We start from the raw sequence: 13163 nt of genomic DNA, 5'->3' as shown, positions 1-13163 counted from the left end.
GAAAATGCCAGAACCCCCTTCCGCACTGTGGAAGTTGAGTAAGTTCCCTCCTGTCGCGCCGTACGACCGTGCACCACGTACGGTCCGGCCGGGAGGGGAGCCCGCGTGCCCGGGATCGACGAATGCCTGCTCGAAGCCATGGCCCTGCCTGGTGCGAGGGGGGCCGCGCTGGTCGACTGGAGCAGCGGACTGGCCCTCGGCACCGCAGGGGACTCACCGGTGGGGGACCACGAGACCACCGCCGCCGAGACCGCCGAGCTGGCGAGGGCGGCCGCCGAGTACGAGTCCTTCGCCCTGGCGGAACCCGGCGCGGGCGAGGCCGCCGGACCGCCCGTCGAGGACCTGATCGTCACCACCCGGACCGGCTACCACGTGCTCCGCTTCGTCGAGACCAGCTTCGACAGCAGCGTCTTCCTGCACCTGTGGCTCGACCGGGCCGAAGGCAACCTCGCCCTCGCCCGGCACAGACTCAGGGCCCTGGCCGAGGGGCTGGTGCTCAAGTGAACGCCACGGTTGCCGTCTCGCCCCTGCTCACCCGGCTCGCCGCGGAGCGCGCCACCGGCGCACTGCTGCGCGAGCGCGGCACCCTCTTCCTGGAGGACGGCCGCGTCGTCCACGCCGAGAGCCCGGCCACCCCCGGGCTCGACGTCCTGCTCACCACCGGCGGCGGCCTCACCCCCGAGCGCTGGACCGACGCCGTCAACCAGGCCGGCGCCCGCCGCCAGGTCGCCCGCTTCCTCGTCGACAGCGGCGGCATGGCCGGCGGAGAGCTGGAGATCTGCCACCTCGCCGCGATATTCGACGCCGCCTTCTTCGCCCTCTCCCCGGGCAGCGGCCCCTCCCGCTTCCGCCGCGGCGCCACGCACTGGATCGGCTCCGTCCGCTCCGTTCCGGCCGCCGCCGTCGAGCGGGAGACCCGGCGCCGCCGGGAGCTGCTCGACGCGGTCTGGCCCTACCCGCTGCTGGACACCTCCCCGGTCGTGCCCCGGGCCGCCGCCCCCGGCCAGACCGTCACCGCCCGGCAGCGGATCCTGCTGGACCGGGCGGACGGCGTACGGACACCGGCGGACCTGGCCTGGGTGCTGGGCCGGCCGGCCTTCCACACCCTGCTCGACGTACGGCGCCTGGCGGCGGCCGGACTGGTCGAGACCCCGTACGCGTCGGCGGCCCCGGCCGCCGCTCCCGAAACACCCCTGCCCGACTGGATGACGCAGGCGCAGTCCCCGGACGTGGCGTTGCTGCGCCGGTTACGCGACGCACTGGAGGCAAGCCTGTGAGGCTCCCGCTGCGACCGGCCCAGCGCGGCGACCGCTCCGAGCGGAGGCAGCCCGAAGGGAGGAAGGCCGACATGAGCACGGTGCCCGCCGAAGCGGAGGCCGAGATACTCGCCGAGCTGGCGCGGCTGCGGGCCCGCGTCCCCCAGCTCACCGGCGCCCTCGCCGCCAGCGCCGACGGCCTGGTCCTGGCCCACGACAGCGCCGCCACCGAAGCCGAGTCCGTCGCCGCGCTGACGGCGGCCGCCCTCGGGGTGGCCCAGCGGCTCAGCGACTGCACCGGCCAGGGCGCCTTCCGCGAGCTCCTCGTGCGCGGCGAGGACGGCTACGTCGCCACCTACGCGGCGGGCGAGGCCGCGGTCCTGACCCTGATCGCCGAGCCGCGCGTCAACGTCGGCCGGCTCCACCTCGAAGCCCGGCGCTCCAGCCTGCGCATAGCGGAGCTGATCGACCGCAGCCTCGGCCGACGGGGCCTCGGCACCATCACGTAGCCGGGCCGCGTACGTCCGCCGCGAACGTGGCGTCCGATACGTACGCCACGTACGCACCGACCGAAATCCACGACACCCGACACGACACCCGAACGAAAGAGGAGACACCCATGGCCACTGTGGAAGCCGCACTCAAGGAAGCCGCCACCACCATCGACGGCGTGCTCGGCGTCGCCCTGGTCGACTACGGCAGCGGCATGGCGCTGGGCACCGTCGGCGGCGGCAAGGACCTCGACCTCGCGGTCGCCGCCGCGGGCAACACCGACGTGGTGCGCTCCAAGGTGCGCACCATGGAGCTGCTCGGGCTGAAGGACGAGATCGAGGACATCCTCATCACCCTCGGAACGCAGTACCACCTGATCCGGCTCATGAGGGGCCGGGGCTCCTCGGGCCTCTTCCTCTACCTGGCGCTCGACAAGGGGCGCGCGAACCTCGCGATGGCCCGGCACCAGCTGAAGAAGATCGAGACGGAACTGGAAGTGTGACCCCCGATGACGGCGAGGTGGCGGACGGCTGAACTCATTGCCGTCCGCCCCGGCGGCTTCTTCCATATGTCCGATACGACCGGATTTTATCATCTCGTTACAGAGTAGGATGCTGTAATCAGCTGATCATCACAATGTAAATACGCTGGAGAATTCGCCACCCATGCCCCCGCGCCTGAGTATCGTCGTCCCCGTCTACAACGTCGAGCTCTATCTCGACGAATGCCTGGAGTCCATCGCAGCGCAGACATTCGACGACTTCGAAGTAGTGCTCGTCGACGACGGTTCCACCGACGGCAGCGCGGCATTGGCCCAGGCGTTCGTCGACCGCGACGACCGCTTCCGGCTGGTCCTCCAGAAGAACGCGGGCCTCGGGGCCGCCCGCAACGTCGGCGCCCGCCACATCACCCCGGGCACCGAGTACCTGGCCTTCGTCGACAGCGACGACACCATGCCCACGTACGCGTACCAGAAGCTGATCGACGCCCTCGACGAGACCGGCTCCGACTTCGCCGCCGGCAACGTCAAGCGCTTCCGCTCCGTCGGCATGTCGCAGTCCTGGGGCCACCGCGCCGCGTTCGCCACGACCAAGCTGAAGACCCACATCTCCAAGTTCCCGGCGCTGGTCACCGACCGCACCGCGTGGAACAAGGTCTACCGGCGCACCTTCTGGGACGAGCACGGCTTCCAGTACCCGGAGGGCATCCTCTACGAAGACGCCCCCGTCAGCATCCCCGCGCACTACTTCGCCTCCAGCGTCGACATCATCGCCGACTGCGTCTACCACTGGCGCGTGCGCGAGACCGGCGAGCGGTCCATCACCCAGCGCTCCACCGACCCCGTCTCCGTCATCGACCGGGTGGCCTCCGTACGCCTGGTCCGCGAGGCGCTGGCGGCCAAGCAGGGCGCCACGTACGAGCGCTACCTGCGCGACTACGACCGCAACGTGCTGAGCGAGGAACTCCCGCTCATCTACAAGTACGTCGCCGAGGCCGGCCCCGACTTCCGCGCGGCCTTCACCAAGGAGGTCGGCGGTCTCGTCCGCGAGATCGGCACCGCACCCTGGTCCGACCTCACCGTCGCCGACCGGCTCAAGGCCTACCTCGCGGGGGAGGGCCGGATCGAGGAGTTCATCGAGCTCCTCCGCCACCAGCGCGACTTCACCTACAGCGTGCCCGCCAAGGGACTGGCCCGCCCGCAGGCGGACTACCCCTTCCTCAAGGCGCCCGTACCCGCCAAGGTCCTCACCCTCGGACCGCGCGAGCGCCGCGTCGTCAGCCGCCTGGAGCAGGCCCTCTGGACCGACGGCAAGCTGCTGCTGCGCGGCTACGCGCTGCCCGGACACCTGGGCGCCGAGAGCCGCCTCGGCTCGCGCAAGGTGCTGATCTTCCGCGAGAGCGGCAAGCGCCGCCGCACCGTCGTCGGCACCCGCACGGTCGCCTCCCCGATGGCCACCGTCAACGCCCCGCACCTCGCCCTGCGCCACGCCGACTGGGCCGGCTTCACCGCCGTCGTCGACCCCACGGTCTTCCAGACCGGCGGCAAGTGGAACGAGGGCATATGGAGCACCTCCGTGGCCGTCACCGGCGCCGGCGGCCTGCACCGCGCCCGGCTCCGCGGCGGTGAGCACGACAGCGGGCAGAACCCGCCCGCGCACTGGGTCGCCCCGGACGTGCGCGTCGTGCCGAACACCAACGGCGCCCTGACCATCCAGGTCGAGATCGTCCGCGCCCGGGCCCTGGACGTCCGCCCGGCCGGCGACGACGCCGTCGAGCTGGCGGGCGAGCTCGCCGCCGAGATCGGCGCCGGCGCCACCCTGCGCGCGGAGCACGTCTCCACGGGAACCGTGCTCACCTTCCCGCTGGAGACCGCCGCCGCCTCCGGCGGCCGGATCCCCTTCACCGCGCGCGTCCCGCTGGCCGACCTGGCCGCCGTCCCGGACGCCCCGTGCGAGCCCGGCGAGTGGACCCCCGAGCCGTGGAGCCTGTCCGTGACCGGCGCCGACGGCACCGACCACCGCCTCGCGCACGACGAGCGCGCCGGGTTCGCCGGCCTGGTCGTCCCGCTGCCCGGCGACGCCGGCCGCACCCTGTTCGCCAAGCGCGGCAACACCGGACACCTCACCCTCTCCGCGCAGCCCTCCCCGCCGCTCGTCGACACCGTCGAGGTCGAGGACGGCACCCTGACGCTCCGGGGCCGGTTCGTCGCCCCCACCGACGAGCCGCACGAGCTGGTCCTGCACGACTCCTACGGAGCCGAGTACAGCTACCCGGTCACCCGCGACGGCGACCGCTTCGAGGCCACCTTCGAGCCCGTCCTCCCCGAGGAGTACGCCGGCCTCACCCCGCTGCCGATGGGCCGCTGGTGGCCCACGATGCGCCCGGTCTCCCAGGGCGGGGTCACGGCCGGCCTGCTCGGCGTCGACCGCGGCGCCCCGCTGCAGTTCGCCCCCACCGCCCTGCACTCCGGACCGCACGCCATCACGGCGCGGGGCCGCCGGATGCGGGTCGAGGCCCGCTTCTACGACCGCCTGGCACTGATCGCCGACCCGCTGATCAGCCCGCACGACCGCTCGCGCTACGCGCAGCGGGTCGCGCGCGACGTGACGTACCCGGCGCAGAGCGCCCTTCCGGTCAAGGACCTCGTGGTCTACGACTCCTTCCGCGGCCTCGGCGCCGGCGACTCGCCCCGCGCCATCCACGAGGAGCTGGTGCGCCGCGGCGAGAAGCTGGACCACGTCTGGCTGGTGCGCGACGGCCACACCGAGGTCCCGGCGACCGCCCGCGCGGTCCAGTACGACAGCCTCGAATCGTGGGACGTGCTCGCGCGGGCCCGCTACTACGTGGTCAACGACAGCGTTCCGCTCGCCTTCCGGCGCCGCCCCGGCCAGACGGTCGTGCAGACGTGGCACGGTACGCCGCTGAAGCAGATCGGCCACGACTTCATGCACGACTACTACACCAGCCCCGAGGTGCTGGAGGCGCTGGAGCACGACAGCGCCCAGTGGTCGCTGCTCGCCTCCCCGGGTTCGTACGCCACGCCGGTCCTCAAGCGGGCGCTCGGCTACGAGGGCGAGGTCATCGAGTCCGGCAGCCCGCGCACCGACGCGCTGCTGCGGCCCGACCCCGAGCGGATCGCGGAGATCCGCTCGCGCCTCGGCCTGCCGGAGGGCAAGAAGGTCGTCCTGTACATGCCCACCTGGCGGGAGAACCGCCTGGGCTGGTCGGTCACCTCCGGCTACCGGCTCGACCTGCGGATCGACCTCGACGCAGCCCGCCGCGAGCTCGGCGAGGACCACGTCCTGCTCGTCCGCGGCCACCACAAGGTCACCGAGCAGGTCCGCGACGGCGTCCGCGACGGCTTCGTCAAGGACGTGTCGCGCTGGCCCGACCCGACCGACCTGCTGCTCGTCGCCGACGTCCTGATCTCGGACTACTCCTCCGCGATCTTCGACTTCGTGCACACCGACCGGCCGATCCTGCTCTTCACGTACGACCTCGAGCACTACCGGGACACGCTGCGCGGATTCACCTTCGACCTGGAGAAGAAGGCCCCGGGCCCGCTGCTCGCGGACTCGGCGAGCCTGATCGAGGCCGTGCGGAACGCGGACGCGCTGGGCGAGGAGTACGCGCGGGCGCGGACGCAGTTCCGCGAGGAGTTCTGCGACCTGGACGACGGCCACGCCGCCGAGCGCATCGTCGACCGCATGCTCGGGGCGTAGCCCACAGGAGTGCGATCCGCGACGGACGCGGACAGGTCCCGGCCCCGCCGATGAGTTTCGGGGCCGGGACCGGTCTGTATGTACGGGACGGTGTCCCGCACGTACGTACGCACGCACTCCGGAGGCAGTCATGGCGAACAACGGTTTCACCACGTGTCTGTGGTTCGACGGTCAGGCGGAGGCCGCCGCCGACTACTACCTGTCGGTCTTCAAGGACGGCAAGGTGGGCCGCGTCGGCCGCTACACCGAGGCGGGCCCCGGCCCGGAGGGCGAGGTGCTGGTCGTCGAGTTCGAGGTCAACGGACAGAAGTTCGTCGGCCTCAACGGCGGCCCGCAGTTCCCCTTCACCGAGGCCGTCTCCTTCCAGATCCACTGCGCCGACGAGGCGGAGGCGGACTACTACTACGCCGCGCTGACGGGTGACGGCGGCCAGGAATCCGCCTGCGGCTGGGTCAAGGACAAGTTCGGGCTGTCCTGGCAGGTCATCCCGCCGGGCGCCATCGACCTGATCAGCGACCCGGACGCCAAGCGCGCCGCCCGGGCCACCGCCGCCATGCTGCGGATGAAGAAGCTGGACGTGGCGGAGCTGAGGCGCGCGGCGGACGCGGGATAGCGGGCCGGCGGACCCCGCCGACCCCGCTTTCCCCGCCGACCCGGCCGACCGAGCCGACCTCTGTCAGGACGCGCCGATCCGGGCCAGGAGCGCCGGCAGGGCCGTGCCGATCGGCTCGCGGATCACCTCGTCCGCGAGGGGGTCGTACGGGGTCTCCTGCGCGTTCACGATGATCAGACGGGCCCCGGCCTCCGCCGCCATCCCGGCCAGCGAGGCCGCGGGCTGCACCTGGAGCGTGGACCCGACGGCCACGAAGACCTGGCACCCCTTGGCGACGGCGACGGCCCGTGCCAGCACCTCGGGGTCCAGCCCCTGGCCGAACATCACGGTCGCCGCCTTGAGGATCCCGCCGCACGCGAGGCAGGCGGGATCCGGCTCGCCGGCGGCGACCCGGGCCAGCGCCCCGTCCATCTCCGACCGGGCCCGGCAGGCCGTACAGACCACGGCCCGCGCCGTTCCGTGCAGCTCGAACACCTTGCGCGCGGGCATCCCCGCGAGCTGGTGCAGCCCGTCCACGTTCTGCGTGAGCACCCGGACCGGGGTCCCGCCGCGCTCCAGCGCGGCCACGGCGAGGTGCGCGGCGTTCGGCCGCGCCCCCAGGGCCCCGATCTCGGCCCGCATCAGCCAGGACCGGCGCCGGATCTCGGGATCGGACATGTAGTACTCGTAGGTCACGAGCTTCTCGGCGTCCGGCTCCCGCCGCCACAGCCCCTGCGGCCCCCGATAGTCGGGGATCCCCGAATCGGTGGACATCCCGGCCCCACTGAACACTGCGACGAGCGGCTTTCCCATGCGCCGACCTTAAGGACCGGGCCCGCTCCGCCGCGATCGAATTGATCCGTGCCGACGGCGCCTCTGGTACAACACCGGACATGACGGGACCGACTGCATTCGAGATCAACGGCGCGAGCGCCGCCGACATGGCGATGATCCGGGACTGGGCCGACGAGGAGGGCTGGAACCCGGGGGACTCCGACCGGTTCGCGTTCGCCGTCGCCGATCCGGACGGCTTCCTCGTCGGCCGGCTCGGCGGGGAGCCCGTGGCCTGCGTGTCGGCCGTGCGCTACGGCGCGGGCTTCGGCTTCCTCGGCTTCTACATCGCGCGCCCGGCCGTGCGCGGCCGGGGCTACGGCATCCGGATGTGGCAGGCCGCCATGGAGCGGCTCGACGGGCGGCTCGTCGGGCTGGACGGGGTGGTAGAACAGCAGGACAACTACCGCAAGTCCGGTTTCCGGGCCGCCTGGAACAACGTCCGCCACGAGGGGGTGCCGCACGCCGCGGCCCCGGGCTCGCAGGACGGGCCGGAGCCCGGCGTGGAGATCGTGGACGCGGCCGGCCTGCCCTTCGGGCAACTCGCCGCCTACGACCGGCGGTTCTTCCCCGCTCCGCGCGATGCCTTCCTCGCCGCCTGGGTCGGGCTGCCGGGCCGCACCGCCCTCGCCGCCGTCCGGGACGGCCGGATCGAGGGGCTCGGCGTCGTCCGGCCCTGCAGCGGCGCCTCGCGCGTCGGCCCGCTCTACGCCGCCACCCCGGCCGTCGCCGCGTCCCTGCTGCTCGGGCTCGCGGAGCACTCCCCGGACGGCGCGGTCGCCGTCGACGTGCCGGACGCCCACCCGCGCGCCGCCGCCCTGCTGGCCGGCATGGGCCTGTCCCCGACCTTCGAGACCGCCCGGATGTACACGGGTCGGGAGCCGGACGTGGACCTGGCCGGCCTGTACGGAGTCACCAGCCTGGAGCTGGGCTGACCGGAACGGCCGGGCCGACCGGGCTCCACCCGGGCTGACCGGGCCGCCGCGCGACCGGCCCGGCGCCGGGGAGGGCGCCGGGCCGGTGTTCCGGGGGGCGGACCGGGACCCGGTACGGACGGCGGTCGCACGACGCCGCCGGGCGGGGGCCGGTCCTTCGGGGCGGGCCCGCTCAGTGGCCGAACAGCACGCCGACGCTGTTGCGCAGCCCGCAGTGGTTGGCGTACGTGTACGAGTAGCTCAGGCGCCGGCCCTGCCACACCCCGTCGGCCGTCACGGTGACCGGGTCCCACTCCCGGGTACACGCCGCGTCCGAGCGGGGCTCGGCCAGCGCGTCCAACTCGGTCCCGTTGGCCCGTAATTCGGCGCAGGCCGCCGCCGGAGCCGGGTGCGTTCCGCCGGGCCGGGGGGCGCAGACGAGGGTGACCGCGCGCAGCACCGTACCGCTCGCGGCGTCGTCCCCGTCCGTGACGCTCAGCACGAGCGCGGACGGTGCGTACAGGCCTTCCGTGCCGGCCGGTGCGGCATCGGCCCGGCCGGCCGCGCCGGACACGGCCAGCACGCTGAGGGCGGCCAGCCCCGCGGCGGCCAGCGAAAGACCTGCGGGACCCCTGGTGATGGATCGCATGGCGAACACTCCTCGCGTCGTTGCGTCGGATAACGGACGCGAGTCTTGCCCATGCCGAACCGGAACGCCCGTTCGCACCTCTACTTCTCGTCACCGAACGCACACGCATGACCGCAGACCGCAGCGGTGCCCGGCGGCTGACCTGTGGGGGAGCACTCCGCGGAATCGGCTGAACACACCCGGTTTCAGCTCGCCGCAGCGCGCGGGGCGAACTGGTCGAGGAGGCGGGTGCGGGTCTGGTGCAGCCGCAGCGCGAGCACCCGGCCGACCCAGTGTCCGACGGCGGACCCGAAGGCCGGGTCGGCGTCCATGAGCATCCGCACGGTCGTGGCGTCGAACTCGTAGGCGCGGACCGGGGTCATCGCCTCGGCGCCCAGCTGCCACACGTACGGCGGGAACAGCCATGACCAGCCGACCAGCTCGCCGGGGCCCAGGCTCTCTATGGGCGCGGGGCGGCGGCCGGGCATCGGGACCTCAAGGATCACCGTGCCGGAGCGCACGATCCAGAAGGATTCCGCCCGGTTGCCCTCGTCGAAGATCCGCGCACCCTCGCGGAAATTGACCTCACGGGCGTGGGACATCAGGCGCCCACGATGGTCGGTGGACAGGACGGCAGCGATCCGGATGGGGGAAGGTGTGCTCACGACGGCCTCCGATCGGGACCCCCCACACCCCAGTGTCGCCGACACCCGAACCTTTCCGGGTCACGGTGTGGGAAGGATCGGCCGATTCCGGGCGGAACAAACCCCTCCGGCCGGTACGGGGCGGTACTGGCGGAGGTCGGGGCGCCCCGGACCGGTGTGCGTCAGTCCTCCGCGTTGGCCTCCAGGCAGGCCAGCTCCATCGCGTCGAGCACCGCCTCGTGGCTGCGCCGGCTCAGCTCGGAGACGTTCTCGATCTGCGCCGTCGCCCAGGACGCCAGGGTCATCACGAGCACGCGCAGTCCGTCGGTGCCGAACTCGGCGAGGATCGCGTCGGCGGTGAGCATCGCCTCCTCGGGGACCCGCTCGGGCGGCTCGAGGCCGGTGAGGCCGCGCAGCAGGGTCAAGGTGCGGCGGGATATCTCCGGCGTCATCCCCGCCAGCCGCAGGTCTTCTTCGTCGTCCATCGCGCCCCCACCCTCCGGTCCGTGCCCGTGCCCGCACGCCGTCTCCGTGCCCGCTCCCACAGGCACCGTAGAGGCGCGCGGCCCCGGGCGGGGCGGCAATCGGCAGAACCGGCGCGATCCGGCGGGGCGGGCCACGCGTCCCGCACCCCGGGGCGCGCCCCCGCGCCCCCGCCTCCGCTTCCGGTGCAGTTTCGCATCCGATACGCCAAGTGTGATGAACGGATCGGCGATTCCCCTTAGGGTGCGCCCGTAGTCACGGCCGCGGACGGCTGTACGCCTGTTCTCGGCCACACCGCGATCCGTGCGCGGCCCCGCGCAGTACGAGCGCGGTGGGCGCGCACCGAACTGGGGGGTTCATGCGCAGATCAAGAGGGCTGGTGGCGGCCGCTCTCGCCCTGTCCCTGGCCGGCACCGGCGCCGCCGTCGGCCTCGGCCTCACCGGGGAGGCCGCCGCCGTCACCCCGCCGGTGGCCTTCACCGCGGACGCGCTGCCCACGTGGCAGGCCAACGGGGTCGTGTGGGCCCTCGCGGAGGCGGGCGGCCAGGTCTTCGTCGGCGGCACCTTCTCCGCCCTCCGCCCGCCGGAAGGCGGAGGCGGCAGCGAACGGCCGGCGGTGAACTTCGCGGCGCTCGACGCCGCGACCGGCGCCCCGGGCTCCTGCGAACTGTCCTTCACCGTGGGCACCGGCACGGCGACCGTCCGCGCGCTGGTCCTCTCCCCGGACAAGAAGACCCTTTACGCGGGCGGCTACTTCGGGGCCGTCAACGGAACCCCCGTCTCCAGCCTCGCCGCCGTCGACGTGGACACCTGCACGGTCAAGACCGGCTTCCGTCCGGCCTTCGCCGCCACCGTACGGGCCCTCGCGGTCACCGGGGACACCGTCTACGCCGGCGGCGACTTCCTCACCGTCTCCGGCCGGCAGCGCGAGCGCTTCGCCGCCGTGGACGCGACCGACGGCACGCTGAGGCCCTTCACCGCCAACGCCGACGAGCCGGGCCGCGCCGTAGAGGTCACCCCGGACGGCGCGCACGTCCTGCTCGGCGGGGACTTCTTCACCGTGGGCGGGGTCAACACCCACGCCCTGGCCGTCGTCGACGCGACGAGCGGCGCCCTGACCAAGGCCTACCCGGGATTCATCGAGACCAACTCGGTGGTCAAGGACATCGCCACCGACGCGACCGGCTTCTACACCGCGAACGAGGGCACGGGCGGCGGCGTCTTCGACGGCCGGATCGCCCTCGACCTCGCAGGCTTCGGCCAGCGCTGGCGCGACACCTGCCTCGGCGCGACGCAGGCCGTCCTCCCGTACCAGAACGTGCTCTACAGCGCCTCGCACGCGCACGACTGCTCCAGCGTCGGCGAGTTCCCCGACGGGCAGCGCCACCACCTGCTGGCCCAGCCGACCACGAGCGTCGGCAAACTGGGCTGGGCTCCCGACACCAACGACGGGATCGCGGAGAGCATCGGCCCGCGCGTGATGGCGGTCGGCGCCAAGGCGGGCGTCCAATACCTCTGGGTCGGCGGGGAGTTCACCACCGTCAACGGAGCGGCGCAGCAGAGCCTGACGCGCTTCGCCTCCAGCGGGGACACCGGCGCGCCCACCGTCCCGCTCGCGAGCGCCGTGAGCTTCGCGCCCGGTCAGGTCCAGGTGCGCTGGCGCACCAGCCTCGACCTGGACGACGGCACGCTCACCTACAAGGTCTACCGGGGCGGCTCGGCCACGCCGATCGCCACGGTCGCCGCCGACTCGCTGTTCTTCCGCCGGCCGCAGGCCTCGTGGACCGACACCACGGTCACCGCGGGCCAGAGCTACACCTACCGCGTGACGGCGACCGACGCGGCCGGCAACACCAGCCCGCTCTCCGCCACGGCGAGCGTGACGGCGGCGGGCTCCGTCGACGCCTACCCGAACGCGGTCCGCTCGGACGGCGCCCAGCTGTTCTGGCGCTACGACGAGTCGGCCACGCCCTTCGTCACGGACTCCTCCGACGGCAACCAGAGCGGCGTCCACCTCGGCGCCCCGGCCCTGCGCCGGACGCCCGGCGCGGTCTCGGGCGCGAGCACGGCCATCGGCTTCAACGGCACGGACACCCAGGTGTACGGGGACCGCCGCCAGAGCGTCGGCAACACCTACAGCATCGAGACCTGGTTCAAGACGGACACGAACCGGGGCGGCAAGCTCGTCGGGTTCGGCAGCAACCAGTCGCGCACCAGCAACCAGTACGACAAGCACGTCTACATGACCAACGACGGGCGGCTGGTCTACGGCGTCTACACGGGAGCCACCCGCACGATCACGACCGCCGCCGCGTACAACGACGACCAGTGGCACCACGTCGTCGCGACCCAGGGCGCCGGCGGCATGGCCCTGTACGTCGACGGCGTCCAGAAGGGCACGCTCAACGTCACCACGAACGAGAACTTCACCGGCTACTGGCACGCCGGCGGCGACAACCTGAACGGCTGGCCCGACCGCCCGACGAGCGACTACTGGGCGGGCGAGCTCGACGAGACCGCCGTCTACCCGAACGTCCTGAGCGCGGCCCAGGTGCAGAGCCACCACACCCTGGCCTCCGCCCCGGCCGACTCGGTCGTCGAGGTCGCGGCCGCGGAGGACACGTACGCCAACGCGGGCGCCCCGGGCACCAACTACGGCGCCTCCGGCTCGCTCGCGGTGCGCGGAAGCTCCTTCTACGCGAGCTACCTGCGCTTCAACCTGCCCGCCGCACCCGCGGGCACGGTCCTGAAGTCGGCCGCGCTGGGCGTCAAGACCAGCACCATGAGCGGCGCCGGTACGGCGGACACCGTCTCGGTGCTCCCGATCACCGGCTCGTGGACCGAGGCGGGGACCACGTACGCCAACCGGCCCGCGCTCGGCGGCCCGGCGCTCGGTTCCTTCGCGGGCATCCCGGACGGCTCGGCGGTCCACACCACCGGACTGGACACGGCCGCCGTCGCCGGGGCGCTCGGCGGGGCCTACGGCCTGGCGCTGAGCAGCACCGGCACGGACGCCCTGTGGCTGTGGTCCTCCGAGGCCCAGGCCAACGAGGGGACGCCGCGGCTGACCCTCACCTTCGGCGCGCCGTAGCCGGGGGCG

At 73.1% G+C, this 13163-nt stretch carries 12 protein-coding genes; 8 read left to right on the top strand and 4 right to left on the bottom strand.

What is annotated here, in order from left to right:
• Positions 1 to 105: 105 nt before the first annotated feature.
• The 6 genes from DRB96_RS23230 to DRB96_RS23205 all read left to right on the top strand — a co-directional run bounded on the left by DRB96_RS23230 (position 106) and on the right by DRB96_RS23205 (position 6584).
• Complete coding sequence (locus DRB96_RS23230) at positions 106 to 504, top strand: hypothetical protein (RefSeq protein ID WP_112450200.1); 399 nt, start codon at positions 106 to 108, stop codon at positions 502 to 504.
• Entirely contained in the window at positions 501 to 1277 is a 777-nt protein-coding gene (locus tag DRB96_RS23225) for a transcriptional regulator (RefSeq protein WP_112450199.1), read from the top strand. The genes DRB96_RS23230 and DRB96_RS23225 overlap by 4 nt, the downstream gene beginning before the upstream one ends.
• Before the next feature lie 71 nt (positions 1278 to 1348).
• Complete coding sequence (locus DRB96_RS23220; protein WP_112450198.1) at positions 1349 to 1765, top strand: roadblock/LC7 domain-containing protein; 417 nt, start codon at positions 1349 to 1351, stop codon at positions 1763 to 1765.
• A gap of 110 nt (positions 1766 to 1875) precedes the next feature.
• Positions 1876 to 2250, top strand: coding sequence for a hypothetical protein (locus DRB96_RS23215; protein ID WP_112450197.1), 375 nt, complete (start codon positions 1876 to 1878; stop codon positions 2248 to 2250).
• Between the two features lie 163 nt (positions 2251 to 2413).
• Complete coding sequence (locus tag DRB96_RS45990) at positions 2414 to 5971, top strand: bifunctional glycosyltransferase family 2 protein/CDP-glycerol:glycerophosphate glycerophosphotransferase (RefSeq protein WP_112450196.1); 3558 nt, start codon at positions 2414 to 2416, stop codon at positions 5969 to 5971.
• 130 nt (positions 5972 to 6101) lie between these two features.
• On the top strand, positions 6102 to 6584 hold the full coding sequence (locus DRB96_RS23205; RefSeq protein ID WP_112450195.1) for a VOC family protein: 483 nt from the start codon (positions 6102 to 6104) through the stop codon (positions 6582 to 6584).
• 63 nt (positions 6585 to 6647) lie between these two features.
• Here DRB96_RS23205 and DRB96_RS23200 read toward each other — a convergent pair whose 3' ends face one another.
• On the bottom strand, positions 6648 to 7376 hold the full coding sequence (locus DRB96_RS23200) for a Sir2 family NAD-dependent protein deacetylase (protein WP_112450194.1): 729 nt from the start codon (positions 7374 to 7376) through the stop codon (positions 6648 to 6650).
• Between the two features lie 80 nt (positions 7377 to 7456).
• On the opposite strand from DRB96_RS23200, the gene DRB96_RS23195 reads away from it, so the two are divergent.
• Positions 7457 to 8329 (top strand): GNAT family N-acetyltransferase, encoded by an 873-nt coding sequence (locus DRB96_RS23195; protein ID WP_112450193.1) that lies wholly within the window; start codon positions 7457 to 7459, stop codon positions 8327 to 8329.
• Positions 8330 to 8501: 172 nt separating this feature from the next.
• Here the strand turns inward: DRB96_RS23195 and DRB96_RS23190 are convergent, their stop codons facing one another.
• From DRB96_RS23190 to DRB96_RS23180, 3 genes are all read right to left on the bottom strand, one after another.
• Positions 8502 to 8957 carry a subtilase-type protease inhibitor gene (locus tag DRB96_RS23190; RefSeq protein WP_112450192.1) on the bottom strand — a complete coding sequence of 152 codons (456 nt, stop codon included), beginning with the start codon at positions 8955 to 8957 and terminating at the stop codon, positions 8502 to 8504.
• A 185-nt stretch (positions 8958 to 9142) separates the two neighbouring features.
• Positions 9143 to 9601, bottom strand: a complete 459-nt coding sequence (locus DRB96_RS23185; protein ID WP_204357801.1) for a cyclic nucleotide-binding domain-containing protein — start codon at positions 9599 to 9601, stop codon at positions 9143 to 9145.
• Between the two features lie 161 nt (positions 9602 to 9762).
• Positions 9763 to 10065: a hypothetical protein gene (locus tag DRB96_RS23180; protein ID WP_112450190.1), complete on the bottom strand. Its 303-nt coding sequence runs from the start codon at positions 10063 to 10065 to the stop codon at positions 9763 to 9765.
• Between the two features lie 356 nt (positions 10066 to 10421).
• Between DRB96_RS23180 and DRB96_RS23175 the strand changes: the two genes are divergently transcribed.
• The gene (locus DRB96_RS23175) at positions 10422 to 13154 is read left to right on the top strand and encodes a DNRLRE domain-containing protein (RefSeq protein ID WP_112450189.1); all 2733 of its coding nucleotides are present in this window, start codon (positions 10422 to 10424) and stop codon (positions 13152 to 13154) included.
• Positions 13155 to 13163: the final 9 nt, after the last annotated feature.

It is taken from the genome of Streptomyces sp. ICC1 (assembly GCF_003287935.1).
Classification (GTDB): Bacteria; Actinomycetota; Actinomycetes; order Streptomycetales; family Streptomycetaceae; genus Streptomyces; species Streptomyces tritrimontium.
The sequence above is the reverse complement of the archived record's forward strand: the minus strand, read 5'-3'. Positions and strand labels throughout refer to the sequence as shown.

What these genes read in the sequence shown, in the direction of transcription:
- DRB96_RS23220 (WP_112450198.1), top strand. Translation starts at nt 1,349, where the DNA reads ATGAGCACGGTGCCCGCCGAAGCGGAGGCCGAGATACTCGCCGAGCTG.
- DRB96_RS23215 (WP_112450197.1), top strand. Translation starts at nt 1,876, where the DNA reads ATGGCCACTGTGGAAGCCGCACTCAAGGAAGCCGCCACCACCATCGAC.
- DRB96_RS45990 (WP_112450196.1), top strand. Translation starts at nt 2,414, where the DNA reads ATGCCCCCGCGCCTGAGTATCGTCGTCCCCGTCTACAACGTCGAGCTC.
- DRB96_RS23205 (WP_112450195.1), top strand. Translation starts at nt 6,102, where the DNA reads ATGGCGAACAACGGTTTCACCACGTGTCTGTGGTTCGACGGTCAGGCG.
- DRB96_RS23200 (WP_112450194.1), bottom strand. Translation starts at nt 7,376, where the DNA reads ATGGGAAAGCCGCTCGTCGCAGTGTTCAGTGGGGCCGGGATGTCCACC.
- DRB96_RS23195 (WP_112450193.1), top strand. Translation starts at nt 7,457, where the DNA reads ATGACGGGACCGACTGCATTCGAGATCAACGGCGCGAGCGCCGCCGAC.
- DRB96_RS23190 (WP_112450192.1), bottom strand. Translation starts at nt 8,957, where the DNA reads ATGCGATCCATCACCAGGGGTCCCGCAGGTCTTTCGCTGGCCGCCGCG.
- DRB96_RS23180 (WP_112450190.1), bottom strand. Translation starts at nt 10,065, where the DNA reads ATGGACGACGAAGAAGACCTGCGGCTGGCGGGGATGACGCCGGAGATA.
- DRB96_RS23175 (WP_112450189.1), top strand. Translation starts at nt 10,422, where the DNA reads ATGCGCAGATCAAGAGGGCTGGTGGCGGCCGCTCTCGCCCTGTCCCTG.